This window comes from Pseudomonas sp. F8002 (genome assembly GCF_013385495.1).
Taxonomy (GTDB): domain Bacteria; phylum Pseudomonadota; class Gammaproteobacteria; order Pseudomonadales; family Pseudomonadaceae; genus Aquipseudomonas.
This window is the reverse complement of sequence record NZ_JACAPW010000003.1, coordinates 89,457-104,897: the sequence shown is the minus strand read 5'-3', so window position 1 is coordinate 104,897 and position 15,441 is coordinate 89,457. Positions and strand designations below refer to the sequence as shown.

Annotated in this window: 14 protein-coding genes; 6 read left to right on the top strand and 8 right to left on the bottom strand. The window is 62.2% G+C overall.

The window, feature by feature from the left end; genetic code table 11:
* Nucleotides 1–25 precede the first annotated feature (25 nt).
* The 4 genes from flgH to HX811_RS05505 all read right to left on the bottom strand — a co-directional run bounded on the left by flgH (nucleotide 26) and on the right by HX811_RS05505 (nucleotide 4,237).
* The gene (gene flgH, locus HX811_RS05520; RefSeq protein WP_003214607.1) at nucleotides 26–721 is read right to left on the bottom strand and encodes a flagellar basal body L-ring protein FlgH; all 696 of its coding nucleotides are present in this window, start codon (nucleotides 719–721) and stop codon (nucleotides 26–28) included.
* Between the two features lie 53 nt (nucleotides 722–774).
* Entirely contained in the window at nucleotides 775–1,560 is a 786-nt protein-coding gene (gene flgG, locus HX811_RS05515; protein ID WP_003214609.1) for a flagellar basal-body rod protein FlgG, read from the bottom strand.
* Nucleotides 1,561–1,623: 63 nt separating this feature from the next.
* On the bottom strand, nucleotides 1,624–2,364 hold the full coding sequence (locus tag HX811_RS05510) for a flagellar basal body rod protein FlgF (RefSeq protein WP_003214611.1): 741 nt from the start codon (nucleotides 2,362–2,364) through the stop codon (nucleotides 1,624–1,626).
* 307 nt (nucleotides 2,365–2,671) lie between these two features.
* On the bottom strand, nucleotides 2,672–4,237 hold the full coding sequence (locus HX811_RS05505; protein WP_003214613.1) for a sigma-54-dependent phenylalanine hydroxylase transcriptional regulator PhhR: 1,566 nt from the start codon (nucleotides 4,235–4,237) through the stop codon (nucleotides 2,672–2,674).
* Between the two features lie 266 nt (nucleotides 4,238–4,503).
* Here HX811_RS05505 and phhA point away from each other — a divergent pair, with 266 nt between their 5' ends.
* From phhA to HX811_RS05490, 3 genes are all read left to right on the top strand, one after another.
* Complete coding sequence (phhA, locus tag HX811_RS05500; protein WP_003214615.1) at nucleotides 4,504–5,295, top strand: phenylalanine 4-monooxygenase; 792 nt, start codon at nucleotides 4,504–4,506, stop codon at nucleotides 5,293–5,295.
* A 104-nt stretch (nucleotides 5,296–5,399) separates the two neighbouring features.
* The gene (locus HX811_RS05495; RefSeq protein WP_010166022.1) at nucleotides 5,400–5,756 is read left to right on the top strand and encodes a 4a-hydroxytetrahydrobiopterin dehydratase; all 357 of its coding nucleotides are present in this window, start codon (nucleotides 5,400–5,402) and stop codon (nucleotides 5,754–5,756) included.
* A complete protein-coding gene (locus HX811_RS05490; RefSeq protein WP_177045146.1) occupies nucleotides 5,756–6,952 on the top strand; it encodes an amino acid aminotransferase in 1,197 nt (398 codons plus the stop codon). Before HX811_RS05495 ends, HX811_RS05490 begins: the two co-directional genes overlap by 1 nt.
* Nucleotides 6,953–7,077: 125 nt before the next feature.
* On the opposite strand, the gene HX811_RS05485 is transcribed toward HX811_RS05490, so the two are convergent.
* Nucleotides 7,078–7,887: a UDP-2,3-diacylglucosamine diphosphatase gene (locus HX811_RS05485; RefSeq protein WP_003214618.1), complete on the bottom strand. Its 810-nt coding sequence runs from the start codon at nucleotides 7,885–7,887 to the stop codon at nucleotides 7,078–7,080.
* 133 nt (nucleotides 7,888–8,020) lie between these two features.
* On the opposite strand from HX811_RS05485, the gene HX811_RS05480 reads away from it, so the two are divergent.
* Both HX811_RS05480 and HX811_RS05475 read left to right on the top strand, forming a co-directional pair.
* On the top strand, nucleotides 8,021–8,812 hold the full coding sequence (locus HX811_RS05480; RefSeq protein WP_177045144.1) for an AraC family transcriptional regulator: 792 nt from the start codon (nucleotides 8,021–8,023) through the stop codon (nucleotides 8,810–8,812).
* 154 nt (nucleotides 8,813–8,966) lie between these two features.
* Nucleotides 8,967–9,857, top strand: a complete 891-nt coding sequence (locus tag HX811_RS05475) for a DMT family transporter (protein WP_003214622.1) — start codon at nucleotides 8,967–8,969, stop codon at nucleotides 9,855–9,857.
* Here HX811_RS05475 and HX811_RS05470 read toward each other — a convergent pair.
* Nucleotides 9,851–10,138 (bottom strand): SelT/SelW/SelH family protein, encoded by a 288-nt coding sequence (locus HX811_RS05470; RefSeq protein WP_003214624.1) that lies wholly within the window; start codon nucleotides 10,136–10,138, stop codon nucleotides 9,851–9,853. The two genes, HX811_RS05475 and HX811_RS05470, sit on opposite strands and share 7 nt — an antisense overlap.
* An 83-nt stretch (nucleotides 10,139–10,221) precedes the next feature.
* Here HX811_RS05470 and HX811_RS05465 point away from each other — a divergent pair, with 83 nt between their 5' ends.
* On the top strand, nucleotides 10,222–12,411 hold the full coding sequence (locus HX811_RS05465; RefSeq protein WP_177045142.1) for a patatin-like phospholipase family protein: 2,190 nt from the start codon (nucleotides 10,222–10,224) through the stop codon (nucleotides 12,409–12,411).
* 132 nt (nucleotides 12,412–12,543) lie between these two features.
* Here HX811_RS05465 and HX811_RS05460 read toward each other — a convergent pair whose 3' ends face one another.
* Nucleotides 12,544–12,978 carry a MarR family transcriptional regulator gene (locus tag HX811_RS05460; RefSeq protein WP_004371158.1) on the bottom strand — a complete coding sequence of 145 codons (435 nt, stop codon included), beginning with the start codon at nucleotides 12,976–12,978 and terminating at the stop codon, nucleotides 12,544–12,546.
* 121 nt (nucleotides 12,979–13,099) lie between these two features.
* Nucleotides 13,100–15,226 (bottom strand): DNA helicase RecQ, encoded by a 2,127-nt coding sequence (gene recQ / locus HX811_RS05455; protein ID WP_177045140.1) that lies wholly within the window; start codon nucleotides 15,224–15,226, stop codon nucleotides 13,100–13,102.
* Nucleotides 15,227–15,441 lie beyond the last annotated feature (215 nt).

The window sequence follows — 15,441 nt, the reverse complement described above, 5'->3', positions numbered from 1 at the left end:
GCTGTTTGAAGTTCAAAGTGATCACCTAGAAAGGGAACAGCGGGCTAAGGAAGAAACGGTCAAACCAGCCCGGCTGACTGGCGTCAGCAAACGAACCCGTACCCGAGTAGGTGATGCGTGCATCGGCAATCCGTGTCGACGGCACGGTGTTGTCGGTGGAGATATCGTCGGCGCGAACCATGCCCGCAATGCGCACCAGTTCGTCACCGGTGTTGAGGGTCATCCACTTCTCGCCGCGTACGGCAATGATGCCGTTGGGCAGCACGTCGGCCACGGTCACGGTGATCGAGCCGGTCAGGCTGTTGCCCTGCCCTGCCGCACTCTTGCCGTTGGTGGCGCGGTCGCCGCTGTAGCCGGCGTCCAGGCTCAGGTCACCGCTGCCCAGCGGGTTGTTGGTGTTCGGTACACCGCCAAACAATGAAGTCAGGCCGATACTGGTCTTGCTGGTCTTGCCGATCTGCGAGTTGGCGTTCTTGCTCGCCTGGGTCTTCTCGTTCAGCGTGATGGTGATGATGTCACCGACCCGGAAGGCCTTGCGGTCGCTGTACAGGTTCTGTTCGAACCCGGCCTGGTAGATCGAGCCATTGTTGGCGGCCGCCGGCAACGGCGTGCGCGGCAACACCGGCGCATAGTACGGGTCATTGGGCTTAGGCGTCGGGGCGACACAGCCCGCGAGCACAGCAATCCCACTCAATGCCAGAACAGAAACATAGCGATTCATGACCCATACCTCACGGTGTTGCAGGCGCCTTCAAGGGCGCCCCATAGACTTGATTACAGATTCTGCGTTACGAACGAAAGCATCTGGTCGGCGGTGGAAATCACCTTGGAGTTCATCTCGTAGGCGCGCTGAGTGGTGATCATGTTGACCATCTCTTCAACGGTGCTGACGTTGGACGTTTCCAGGGTGCTTTGCAGGGTGGTACCAAAACCGTTGAGGCCCGGGGTGCCGATTTGCGGCGCGCCGCTGGACGCGGTTTCCAGGAACAGGTTGTTACCGATCGCCTGCAGGCCGGCCGGGTTGATGAAGTCAGCGGTTTGCAGGTTGCCGATCACCTGGGACGCCGGGTTGCCGGCCACGGTGATCGACACGGTGCCGTCGTTGCCGACGGTGAAAGTCTGGGCGTTGTTCGGCACGACAATCGCCGGCTCCAGCGCGAAGCCATTGGCGGTCACGACCTGGCCGTTGGAGTCCAGGTGGAACGTACCGTCACGGGTGTAGGTGGTGGTGCCGTCCGGCTGCAGGATCTGGAAGAAACCCTTGCCGTTGACTGCCAGGTCGAGTGGCTGGCCGGTCTGCTGCAGGTTACCGGCGCTGAAGTTCTTCTGGGTGCCAACGATTGCCACACCGGTACCCAGTTGCAGGCCCGACGGCAATTCGCTGTCCTGGGTCGACTGGGCGCCAGGCTGCTTCTTGATCTGATAGAGCAAGTCCTGGAACTCGGCGCGGTCACGTTTGAAACCCGTGGTCGACACGTTGGCCAGGTTGTTGGAAATGGTGGTCAGGTTGGTGTCCTGGGCGGACAGGCCTGTCTTGGCAACGTATAGAGCCGGAAGCATGTTCTTCTCCTTCGTGCGCCTGTTTTATGGCGCCGCGCTACAAAAATTAGTGTGTGGCTGCTATCAGCTCATCGCCAGGACGCGGGTCATGGCCTGGTCGTCTTCTTTGGCGCTGTTCATCATCTTGATGTGCAATTCGAACTGCTTGGACAGGGCCAGGACTGCCGTCATTTCTTCGACGGCGTTCACGTTGCTCGCCTGCAGGAAGCCCGACGTCAGCTTGACGTTGGCATCGGCCTGGGCCGGCTGGCCATCCTTGGTGTGGATGGTGCCGTCGAGGCCCTTGGTCATGTTCTTGAGGTCGGGCTGCACCAGCTTGATCCGGTCCACTTCAGCCATCACCCGCGGGCCTTCGCCCATGGCGCGGATGCTGATGGTGCCGTCCTGGCCGACTTCGATCTGCTGCTGGGGCGGCACGGCAATCGGGCCGCCGTTGCCCATGATCGGCATACCGTTGCCGGCCCGCAGCACGCCCAGCGCATCGACGTTCATGCTGGCGCTGCGCACGTAGGACTCGCCGCCATCCGGGTTTTGCACGGCCATCCAGCCGTCACCGCTGACGGCCACATCGAGGTCACGGCCGGTTTCAATCATCGCGCCAGGGGAAAAGTCCGTGCCTGGGCGCTCGGTCAAGGCAAAGGCCCGCGCCGGAAAGCTGTCACCGAACACCGGCATCGAGCGCGCCTGTTCCAGGTCACGCTGAAAACCATTGGTGGAAACGTTCGCCAAGTTGTTGGCGTGGGCCTTCTGCGCCAGTGCATTCTGGCTGGCGCCGGTCATTGCCACGTAAAGGTACTTATCCACGCTCTTTCCTCTTTCTGACGGACGCTTGCCGCCCACCGCTGTACTGATGAGGCTTAAGCAATTTGCGAACCAACTTTTTGAAATGAGGAAAAGTCCAGGCGGGGCGGGGGTTTGCCGGCAGGTGGCAGCTGAGGGCAGTAGGAAGAGAGTCGAAAAAACGGCGGACTTATGCCGCTAACGGCAAGTACAGGTATCAAGACCGACAAAGAACCCATGTGGGAGCGGGCTTGCTCGCGAATGCGGAGTGTCAGTCACCGGATAATTCGACTGACCCACCGCATTCGCGAGCAAGCCCGCTCCCACAGGTTTAACCGCGTTCGGCTTTGACGACTTCGTAGTCGCGCAACTTGTTGGCAATAGTGGTGTGGGACACGCCCAGCCGCTTGCCCAACAGCCGGCTGCTGGGATGTTCGGCATACAACTGCGCCAGCACCGCCTTTTCAAAGCGCCCGACGATCTCCTCCAACCCGCCTTCCAGGGAAAAATCCCCCAGCGGCTGGCGCACGCCATAGTCCGGCAGGCGAATGTGCTCGGCCTTGACGGTGCCGCCCTCACACAGCGAAACCGCCTGGAACAGCACGTTCTCCAACTGCCGCACATTCCCCGGCCAGTGGTAATGGCTGAGGCGTTCCATCGCCGCCGGTGCGAGCTTGGGCAGCGGGCAGCCGATCTGCCGGCTGGCCTGATCCAGGAAGTGCTCCACCAGCGGCGGCAAACCGTCGAGGCACTCGCGTAGCGGCGGGATATGCAGCGAGAGCACATTGAGACGATGGTAAAGGTCCTGGCGGAATTCGCCCCGGGCGCACAGTTCGGAAAGGTCCACCTGGGTCGCGCAGATCACCCGCACATCCAGGTACACCTCTTCATCACTGCCTACACGGCGAAAGCAGCCGTCCTGCAGAAAGCGCAGCAACTTCACCTGCAATCGCGCGCTCATTTCGCCGACGCCGTCGAGAAACAACGTACCGCCCGCCGTCAGCTCCAGCAGTCCCAACTTGCCCTCCGCCCTCGCCCCTTCAAAGGCGCCGGGACCATACCCGAACAACTCGGTCTCGGCCATGGACTCGGGCAAACCGGCGCAGTTGAGCGCCATCAACGGCGACTGGCCGCGCGGGCTGGCCAGGTGGCAGGCGCGGGCCAGCAACTCTTTGCCGGTGCCGGTTTCGCCTTCTATTAATAGAGGCGCATCCAACGGCGCCATGCGCCGAGCCTCACGCACCACGGCGGCCATGACCCTGGAGCTTTGGAAAATGCTGTCGAAGCCGCGCAGTTCCTGCTTGCGCACATTGTAGATACGCTCACCCACCCGGTCGGCGCGGTGCAGGGTCAGTACGGCGCCGGCCATGGCTTCGCTGTCGTCATGCTCGGAGGATTGCAGCGGCGCAATATCGGCCAGGAATACATCGCCCTTGACCTTGACCCGCAGGCCGTTGATTCGCGATTTGCTGGCCCGTACCAGTTCCGGCAAATCGAAGTCTTCGGCGTAGCGCGACAACGGAATGCCCGGCACCTCATCCACCCGTACTCCGAGCAACTGCGCCGCCGCGCGGTTGGCCGCGACGATGGAGCCGCCCATGTCGATGGACAGCACCGGAAACTCCAGCGCCCCCAGCAGCGCGTTGAGCTCCATATGCCGACGCTCGCTGGGCATCAGCCCTACCCGCTTGACGCCAAATACCCCGGCAATCGCCTCGAACTGCGGGCGCAATGCCTGGAACTGCAGGTTCACCAGGTTCGGGCAATAGAGGTAGATGGCGTTGCCGTGCTCGCCACCGACCTCGCCCTTGGCAACGTTTACGCCGTACTCCACCAGCAGGTTGAGGATGTCCCGCAGGATGCCGATGCGGTTCTGGCAATGCACTTTGATACGCATGAGAAGGCCCGAAGAGGTGGAGTCGCTGCGTCTTTTTGCCGCCGGCCGCAGATAATCGTCAAGATTATGTGACAGCTGCGAGGCGATTCACACCCAAAATACGCCACAGGGAGAACGAATCGCCTCAGCCGTAACGAAAACTTTACGAATACCGGTAACTTTTCCTACAAAAGCGTGGCGCAGGAGGATGGCTTCCTGGCCCAGGCGGCGTATCAATAGGCTCATCCCAGGACATAACAAGAACGAATACCTAGCAGGAGAGCAGTATGAAGCAGACGCAGTACGTGGCCCGCGAGCCCGACGCGAACGGTTTTATCGACTACCCGCCCGAAGAACACGCGGTGTGGAACACCCTGATCACGCGCCAACTGAAAGTGATCGAGGGCCGCGCCTGCCAGGAATACCTGGACGGCATCGACAAGCTCGGCCTGCCCCACGACCGCATTCCACAGCTGGCGGAAGTCAACAAAGTGCTGGCCGAGACCACGGGCTGGCAAGTCGCCCGGGTGCCGGCGCTGATCCCCTTCCAGACTTTTTTCGAATTGCTCGCCAACAAGCAGTTTCCGGTGGCGACGTTTATTCGTACCCGTGAAGAGCTGGATTACCTGCAGGAACCGGACATTTTTCACGAGATCTTCGGCCATTGCCCACTGCTGACCAACCCCTGGTTCGCGGAATTCACCCACACCTACGGCAAGCTCGGCCTGGCCGCCACCAAGGAACAGCGCGTGTACCTGGCGCGCCTGTACTGGATGACCATCGAGTTCGGCCTGGTGGACACGCCCGAAGGCCGGCGCATCTACGGTGGCGGCATCCTGTCTTCGCCCAAGGAGACCGTGTACTGCCTCTCGGACGTGCCCGAGCATCAAGCCTTCGACCCGCTCGAAGCGATGCGCACGCCGTATCGCATCGACATTCTGCAACCCGTGTACTTCGCCCTGCCCAACCTCAAGCGCCTGTTCGAAGTGGCGCAGGAAGACATCATGGGTATGGTCGAACGCGGGATGCAGCTGGGGCTGCACGCACCGAAGTTCCCGCCCAAGCCAAAAGCTGCTTGAACTGCGGCTTTTAGGGCCAGGTGAGTCTGTTCCCTGGCCCCGCGTTGCTTTAGGGTGACGCTACTGACGACCGTTTCCAAATACTCGATTTCAGGAATACCCACATGACCACGTTGAACCAAGCCCACTGCGAAGCCTGCCGCGCCGACGCCCCGCAAGTCAGCGACGAAGAGTTGCCGGTGCTGATCAAGCAGATCCCCGACTGGAACATCGAAGTACGCGATGGCGTGATGCAGCTGGAAAAGGTCTTCCTGTTCAAGAATTTCAAATTCGCCCTGGCCTTCACCAACGCCGTGGGCGCGATCTCCGAAGCTGAAGGCCATCACCCGGGCCTGCTCACCGAATGGGGCAAAGTCACCGTGACCTGGTGGAGCCACTCCATCAAGGGCCTGCACCGCAACGACTTCATCATGGCCGCGCGCACCGACGAAGTGGCCAAGGATGCCGAGGGCCGCAAGTAATGCATTTCGACGCAATTGGCCGGGTGCCCGGAGACCCGATCCTCGGGCTGATGGAGCTGTATGCCCAGGACCCGAACCCGCTCAAGTTCGACCTCGGCGTGGGCGTGTACAAGGACGACCAGGGCCTGACGCCGATCCCGCATTCGGTGAAACTGGCCGAGCAGCGCCTGGTGGAGCAACAAACCACCAAGACCTACATCGGCGGCCATGGCAACGCCGCGTTCGGCTCGCTGATCAGTGAATTGGTGCTAGGCGCTGGTTCGCCGCTGCTGAGTGAACGTCGCGCCGGCGCCACCCAGACGCCAGGCGGCACCGGCGCGCTGCGCCTGAGCGCCGACTTTATCGCCCACAGCCTGCCCGGCCGTGGCGTGTGGCTGAGCAACCCGACCTGGCCGATCCACGAAACCATCTTCGCCAAGGCCGGGCTCAAGGTCAGCCATTACCCGTACGTGGGCAGCGACAATCGCCTGGACGTAGCGGCGATGCTGGCCACCCTGTCCACCGTACCAAAAGGCGATGTGGTGCTGCTGCACGCCTGCTGCCACAACCCGACCGGTTTCGACCTGTCCCACGATGACTGGCGCCAGGTGCTGAAGATCGTCCAGGAACGTCAGTTGCTGCCGCTGATCGACTTTGCGTATCAGGGGTTTGGCGATGGCCTGGAACAGGATGCATGGGCGGTGCGGCTGTTCGCGGCTGAGCTGCCTGAAGTACTGATCACCAGTTCCTGCTCGAAGAACTTCGGCTTGTACAGCGACCGTGTCGGCGCGTTGATTGTGTGCGCGGCGGACGCCGAGAAACTGACGGATGTGCGCAGCCAGCTGGCGTTCATTGCGCGTAATTTGTGGTCGACGCCGCCGGACCATGGTGCTGCTGTGGTGGCGACGATTCTCGGTGACGCCGGGCTGAAAAAGCAGTGGGCCGAGGAAGTTGAAGCGATGCGGGCGCGGATTGCGCAGCTGCGTTCCGGGCTGGTGGAGGCGTTGGCGCCCCATGGGTTGTCGGAGCGGTTTGCGCATATTGCGGCGCAACGCGGGATGTTTTCCTATACCGGGTTGAGTGCGGACCAGGTGAAGCAACTGCGGGACAAGCACAGCGTGTATATGGTCAATTCCGGGCGTGCGAACGTGGCGGGGATTGATGCGACGCGGTTGACACTGTTGGCCGAAGCCATCGCGGATGTTTCCCACACCTGACTGAACAAACCGGATTCAAGTGTGGGAGCTGGCTTGCCTGCGATGCAGACGACTCGGTCTATCTATAAAACCGAGTCGATGCTATCGCAGGCAAGCCAGCTCCCACATTGGGACCGAGCCAGTCTTTAGCCCGCGACCATCTCGGCTTTGAGCTGTGCCTCTTTCGCCTGGGCATCCGCCAACCGATACAGCTCGATATGCCCGTCCCAGTGCTCGATCAGCGCCGTGCACGACTCCACCCAATCCCCGCAATTGAGGTAGTCGACCTCGCCCACCTTGCGAATCTCCGCATGGTGGATGTGCCCGCACACCACGCCATGCAGCTCGCGCTTGGTCACTTCATGGGCGATCGCTTCTTCAAAATCACTGATAAAGCTCACCGCCGTCTTGACCTTGTGCTTGAGGTACGCCGACAACGACCAATAGCCGTAGCCATAGCGCGCCCGCCAGTGGTTCAACCAGCGGTTGAGCGTGAGGGTGAATTCGTAGGCCGAATCGCCAAGGAACGCCAGCCAGCGGTGATACCGGGTGATCACGTCGAACTGGTCGCCATGGATCACCAGCAAATGCCGGCCATCGGCAGTCACGTGCACCGCTTCGTCCACCAACTGGATATTGCCAAGGATCAGCTTCGAATAACGCCGCAGGAATTCATCGTGGTTGCCGGTGACGTAGATCACCTCGGTGCCGCGCTTGCTCATGGTCAGCAGGCGGCGGATCACGTTGGTGTGGGCCTGGGGCCAATACATGCCACTGCGCAGCTTCCAGCCGTCGATGATGTCGCCCACCAGGTAGACCTTGTCGGCGTGGTAGCCCTTGAGGAAATGCGAGAGGTGTTCGGCCTGGCAATCCCGGGTGCCCAAATGCACGTCGGAAATCCACAGGGTACGCACGCGTTGCTTGCGGCTGGGTTTGGCGAGTTCGGCGCTGGTCATGGGCATGCCTCACGGTGTTTTCGCGAGCTTGCGCCCATGGGATTAATAGCCCATGACAGTGTTGCGTCAGTCTGATGACAGCGCCCACAGGCGGCGAAGCGATGTAAACTGCGGGCCTGCCCAGGAGACTGCGATGAGACCCAACCTCACGCTACGCCACTACCCCGATGCGCCTATCGCCCATAGCCACGACCATGCACAGCTGGTGTTTGGCCTGTCCGGGCACCTGGACTTCGAGGTGGATGGCCGGGGCGGCCAGGTGCAGCACAGCAGTGTGATGGTGCTGCCCTACTCCGCCCATCACGCGTGCCGCAGTCGCGATGGCAGCCGCTGCCTGGTGCTGGACGTGCCCGATGAGCAATGGCTGGCGCAGTCCCTGGGCGAGCATGCCGACGCCAGCCGCCGCTTGCTCGACCGGTGCGCACACCTGACCCTCGACAATCGCCAAAGCCAACTGGTGCAGTGGTTGGCAAGCAGCCCGGTGGACGACCCGCTGATCGCCCAGCAAGGCGCCGTGTTGCTGCTGGCCAGCCTCAACCTTGCGCAGCCGCCGGTGGGCAAGCGCCTGCCCTATGCCGCGTTCGATGCGCATATCCAGCGGCACGCCGCGCACCCACTGCAAGTGGCGGACCTGGCGAAGCTCGCCGACCTGTCCGTCGCCCGCCTGCATGCACGGTTTATCGCGGAAAGCGGGCAGACGCCGATGGACTACATACGCACCCGGCGCTTGCAGATGGCCCGCGGCCTGTTGCGCGACAGCCAGCTGCCGATCGGCGAGATTGCCGCGCGGGTGGGCTATGGTTCGCAAAGTGCGTTTGCTGCGGCGATGTTGCGCGAGTTTGGCCTCTCGCCCCGAGCCTTCAGACGAGCACCGCCCGGTGTGGGAGCTGGCTTGCCTGCGATAGCATCACCGCGCGCTACCTGAACGACCGAGTTGTCTGCATCGCAGGCAAGCCAGCTCCCACAGGGATCTTCACCAAGCAAGAGTCCTGCGACAAAAGCCGCGAGCCCAACGACAGACGCGAACGCCTGCAACCCTCTAGACTGCGATCCTGTAAACCCGTCGTTTAAGGATCGCAATGACTCCCCGCACAGCCCTCGGCGCCCTGCATATCGGCGCATTGATGTTTGGCCTCACTGGTGTGTTCGGCAAACTGGCGGCCGCTTCGCCGGCGATTATCGTGTTCGGCCGCGCCGCGTTCGCGGTCATTGCCCTGGCGATCTTTGCGCGCTTTGCCAGCAACACGCCCTGGCAGAAGCTGCAAGCCCGCGACTGGCGCCGCCTGCTGGTCAGCGGCCTGCTGCTGGCCGGGCATTGGGTGAGTTTCTTTATTGCGGTAAAGGTCGCCGGTGTGGCCATCGCCACCCTGGGCTTCGCCACCTTCCCGGCGTTCACGGTGATTCTCGAAGGCCTGATTTTCCGCGAGCGAATTCGCGCCAACGAGATCCTGCTGGTGGTGCTGGTGAGCATCGGCCTGGTGCTGGTCACGCCGGATTTCAATCTCGCCAGCCAGGCCACCAGCGGCTTGCTGTGGGCGGTCGGCTCCGGCTTGTTGTTCTCGCTGCTGTCGCTGAACAACCGCGCCAGTGGGCGCATCCCGCCGGTGCAGGCCGCCTTGTGCCAGAACGTGGTGGTAGCGCTGTGCCTGTTGCCCGTCGCCGCGCCCGGGCTGGCCGAAGTGCGGCCACTGGACTGGCTGTGGATCGGCCTGCTCGGGGTGTTCTGCACCGGCCTGGCCCATAGCCTGTTTGTCGCCAGCCTCGCGGTGCTCAAGGCGCGCACGGCGGCGGTGGTGTTTGCCATGGAGCCGGTGTACGGCATCACCGCGGCCTGGCTGCTGTTTGCTGAAACACCAACCCTGCGCATGCTGATGGGCGGCGCGCTGATCATCGTGGCCATCGTGGTGTCCGGGCTGATGGGCGGCGCCAAACCGGCCAAGCAGCCGGCCACCACGGCCGAGGTTCACTGAGTACGGTCGTTATGCCCCAGGTCCCGTTGCGGGTCGATCTGGTCGCGCACTCTTTGCTTGAGCACCTTGGCTTCCGGGAAGCCACCGTCGGCCTTGCGTTCCCAGATCTGCACACCGTCGCAGGTAATCCGAAACGCACCGCCGGTGGCCGGCTCCAGGGCCACTTTGCCGAGGTCATCGGCGAACGTGCTCAGCAGTTCCTGGGCCAGCCAGGCGGCGCGCAGCAGCCACTGACACTGGGTGCAATAGGTGATGACAATCTCGGGCTTGGCCGCTGACATGAATTGACTGGCTCCTGCTTGGCGGGTTGAAAGGATCGAGTGGCTATAATACCGGCCTTTATCGTCCTGCCTTGAGATTGATGATGCGCCGCCTGTTGTCCTGTCTGTTGCTGTGCCTGTTCCCTGTCCTCGTCCAAGCCGTCGAAAACCCGCGCCCGAAGATCGGCCTGGTGCTCTCCGGCGGTGCCGCCCGTGGCCTGGCGCACATTGGCGTGCTCAAGGCCTTGGAAGAACAGGGCATCCACATCGATGCGATTGCCGGCACCAGCATGGGTGCGGTGATCGGCGGGCTGTATGCCTCGGGCTACAAGATCGACGAGCTGGAAAAACTCGCGCTGAACATCGACTGGAAGCTCGCCCTGTCTGACGCGCCACCGCGGGAAGACGTGCCATTCCGGCGCAAGCAGGATGACCGGGATTTCCTGGTCAAACAGAAACTCAGCTTCCGCGACGACGGCAGCCTCGGCCTGCCACTGGGGGTGATCCAGGGCCAGAACCTGGCCTTGCTGCTGGAAAGCATGTTCGCCCACACCAGTAACGTGCGGGATTTCGACAAGCTGCCGATCCCCTTTCGCGCCGTGGCCACCGACATCACCAGTGGTGAAAAAGTGGTGTTCCGCAAAGGCCACCTGCCCCAGGTGATCCGCGCCAGCATGTCGATCCCGGCGGTGTTTGCCCCGGTGGAGCTGGATGGCCGGCTGCTGGTGGATGGCGGCATGACCGATAACATCCCGCTGGATGTGGCGCGGGAAATGGGGGTCGACATCGCCATCGTCGTCGACATCGGCACCCCGCTGCGCTCACGCAAGCAACTCAACACCGTGGTGGACGTGCTCAACCAGTCCATCACCCTGATGACCCGGCGCAATTCCGAAGAACAACTCAAGGCCCTGGCGCCCCGCGACGTGCTGATCCAGCCGCCCCTGGCCGCCTACGGGGTGACGGATTTCGGGCGCGCCAAGGACATGATCGACGCGGGCTACCGCGCCACCCGCGCACTCGACGTGCGCCTGGCGCACCTGCGCCCGGCCGAACCGGTGGACCCGTCGCTGGTGGCCGCGCGAACGCCCGGCGAGCGCAACCCGGTGATCACCGCAATCAGGGTAGAGAACGACTCCAAGGTAGGCGACGAGGTGATCCGCTACTACATCCGCCAGAACCTCGGCGAGCCCCTGGACCTGGCCCGTCTGCAAACCGACATGGGCACCCTGTACGGCCTGGATTACTTCGAACAGGTGCAATACCGCGTGGTGAAAAAGGGCAAGGACAACACCCTGGTCATCAGCGCCCGGGGCAAACGCAGCGGCACCGACTACCTGCGCCTGGGCCTGAACCTGTCGGATGACATGCGCGGCGACAGCGCCTTCAACCTCGGCGCCAGCTACCGCATGAACGGCATCAACCGCCTCGGCGCCGAATGGCTGACGCGGGTGCAGATCGGAGACAAGCAGGAGCTGTACAGCGAGTTCTATCAGCCGATGGACACCGGTTCACGCTACTTCGTCGCGCCCTATATCAGTGCCCAGGCGCAGAACGTCGAACTGATTGAAGACAACAACCCGATTTCCGAATACCGCCTGGAACGCTACGGCTTCGGCCTGAACGTGGGCCGGCAGATCGGCAACAGCGGCGAGATTCGTTTCGGCGTCGGCGAGGCCTGGGGCAAGGCGGATGTGCGCATTGGCGACCGGAATTCACCGAGCATCAACTTCAGCGAGGGTTTCTATGAGCTGAAGTACTCCTTCGACTCGTTCGACAACGTGTACTTCCCCCATACCGGCGAAGACATTGGCCTGGCCTTCCGGGAGTTCGAACCGGGGCTGGGTTCGGACCAGCGCTATCGCCAGTGGGAGTTCAAGCTGGACAAAGCCATGAGCAGCGGGCCGGACACACTGATCCTCGGCGGGCGGTATGGGCGCACCCTGGATAAGTCGGACGTGGTGATTTCCAGCTTCCTGCTGGGGGGCGCGCGGCAGCTGTCGGGCTTCCGGGAGGATGCGATTGCCGGGCAGAACATCAGCCTGATGCGCGCGGTCTACTATCGCCGGCTGACGCCGCGGTCTTATTTGCCGCTGGATTTCCCGTTGTACCTGGGCGCATCACTGGAACGTGGGCGAGCGTGGAACAACGACAATGAATACGACAGCGGGTACATCAACGCCGCCAGTATTTTCCTGGGGTTTGATACGCCACTGGGGCCGTTGAATTTCAGTTATGGGTTTAACGATGACAGTCAGCAGGCGGTGTACCTGAACCTGGGGCAAACCTTCTAACTACGCCGCAAAACCCATGTGGGAGCGGGCTTGCTCGCGAAGGCGGTGTGTCAGTCAGCACATGTATTCACTGACACTCCGCCTTCGCGAGCAAGCCCGCTCCCACATTTTTGATCTTCTGTGTACCTGGGGTCAGGACTTCTCGAGATTTCCGAGGATGTGTTCATGCACCCGCATGCACACCCGCAGATCCTCTTCATCAACCCCCACAAACAGCTCATGGCGCAAGGCCGTGGCGATGGTCTCGATCTGCTCGATCAGCGGCTTCGCGGTGTCGCACAGCACAATGCGCTTGGCGCGGCGGTCTTCCACCACGGCCTGGCGTTGCACCAGGCCCTGGCTTTCCAGGCTGTCGAGCAAACGGGCCAAGGTGGGCCCCTCTACCCCGACACTCTGCGCCAGCTCACGCTGGGTAGGTGGTTCGGTAAAACGGGCCAGGTGCAGCAGCACCAGCCAGCGTGCCTGGGACAGTCCCAAACCTGCCAAGCGGCGATCCAGCTCGGCACGCCATCCTCGGGACATATGCGCCAACTGCATGCCAAAACGGTGTTGATCGGTTAACGGCATAAAAAACTCATGGATTAGACTGAAAATAAAGTGTGGCTAATTATTAGTCAGCTAAGCATGACCCATGCCAGTAGGCAAGACCCGGTATGTACTGATTCGTTACATTGTCGTAATCGGCACATCAAATCTCGAATTCCGACTGCAAAGCGGCCCTTACGCAGTACAAAACGCCCTCGGGAACGCGGCCGGTAAACAGTGGCGCAACCTCGGAAACAGGTGGCAATTCGCCTTCTCCGTCCAGGAATGCATCCTGGATTTCACCGAGCAAATCTTCCGGCAGATCAAGGGCCTGCTCCAACGACAACTGCTGCTTGCCAATGGACTCGGCGAGCAAGGTGTAGACGTTCTTTTCCGAGCACTGCAGCTGCCCGGCAATCTGGATCGGGGTCATGCCGGCACGGGCGAGGCTGATCAACTCGTGGCGGATGTCGGCGACCTCTTTCGGCGCCTCGACCTGGCCGCCGAGCACTTCGAGGAAGGCCTGGCCATAACGCTCCAGCTTGCGCGCACCGACGCCGCTGACCCTGGCCATCTCGCCCAGGGTAGTGGGATGGTCGCGGAGCATTTCCAGCAAGGTGGAGTCCGGGAAGATGACGTAAGGCGGCACACTGTGTTCCTGCGCCAACTTCTTACGCAGCGCGCGCAGGGCTTCCCACTGTTCGCGCTCTTCGAAACGCACCAGTTGGCTGGCCTGGCTGGTGCTGCTCTTGGCGGTGGTTTGCGGCTTGAGGTCGCGGCGCAGCTCCAGGCTGACTTCGCCCTTGAGCAGCGGCCGGCAACTGTCGTTCAGGCGCAGGCCGCCGTAGCCTTCCAGGTCGATGTCCACCAGGCCACGGGCGACCATCTGCCGGAACAGCGAGCGCCACTCACCTTCGGCGCGAGCCTTGCCCACACCGTAGACCGAGAGTTTTTCGTGGCCGAAGCTGCGAATCTTTTCATTGTCCTTGCCCAGCAACACGTCCACCAGGTGGCCGACGCCATAGCGCTGGCCGGTGCGGTAGATCGCCGACAACGCCTGGCGCGCCGGCTCGGTGGCGTCCCAGGTCTGCACGCCGTCCACGCAATTGTCGCAGTGGCCGCAGGGCTTGGGCATGTCTTCGTCGAAGTAGGCGAGCAAGGTCTGGCGACGGCAGCGGGTTTCTTCACACAGCGACAGCATCGCGTCGAGCTTGTGCTGTTCCAGGCGCTTGTGGCGCTCGTCGCCTTCGGAGTTCTGCAGCATCTGCTTGAGCATCACCACGTCTTGCAGGCCGTAGACCATCCAGGCATCCGCCGGCAGGCCGTCACGGCCGGCACGCCCGGTTTCCTGGTAGTACGCCTCAAGGGATTTGGGCAAATCCATGTGGGCCACGAAGCGCACGTTGGATTTGTCGATACCCATGCCGAACGCGATGGTGGCGACCATGATCAGGCCTTCCTCGTTGAGGAAGCGCTTCTGGTGGTAGGCCCGCAGTTCGTTGGGCAAACCCGCGTGATACGGCAGTGCCGGGTAGCCTTGTTCACTGAGGAATGCGGCGACCTCATCGACCTTCTTGCGCGACAGGCAATAGACAATGCCGGCGTCGCTGCGCCGATCGGAGAGGAACGCCAGCAACTGCTTGCGCGGCTGTTCCTTGGGCACAATGCGGTAAAAGATATTCGGCCGGTCGAAGCTCGAGAGGAAGCGCTCGGCGTTCTGCAGGTGCAGGCGCTCGACGATTTCTTCGCGGGTCCGTTTGTCGGCGGTGGCGGTCAGGGCGATGCGCGGGACGTTGGGGAACAGTTCCGCCAGTTGGCCCAGTTGCAGGTATTCACGACGGAAATCGTGGCCCCATTGGGACACACAGTGGGCTTCGTCGATAGCGAACAGGGCGATTTCCAGGCTCTGCAGGAACGCCAGCATCCGTGGCTGCACCAGGCGCTCGGGGGCGAGGTAAAGCATCTTCACTTCGCCGCGCTTGATCCGGGCGGCGAGGTCACGCTGCTGTTCGGCGCTGAGGGTGGAGTTCAGCGAAGCGGCCGCCACGCCGAGCTCTTCAAGGGTGGCCACCTGGTCGTCCATCAGGGCGATCAACGGCGACACCACCACCGCAAGCCCTTCCCGCAGGAGTGCCGGTACCTGGAAGCACAGCGACTTGCCGCCGCCGGTAGGCATCAGCACCAGGGCGTCACCGCCGTTGGCCACGCGCTCAATGATCGCACCCTGGCGGCCACGAAAACTGTCGTAGCCGAAGATGTCCTTGAGGACGCGTTGAGCCTGCTCGAGCATGAAAAACTCCAAATATCGCCGAAATCCCTCTGTACAGGCTGGTCGAAAAAGCACGCTTGAGCGGGAAATAATCCGTAAGCGAACTTTTCCCGCGACTGGCGCTTGGCCTGCAGGGGCATCACAAAACGCGGCAGTATACCCGAGCGTTACCCGGCAAAGGGTGCCGTTGGTGAATTGCCGCCGGGCTCAAATACCTCTCAAATCTGTGCTGCGGC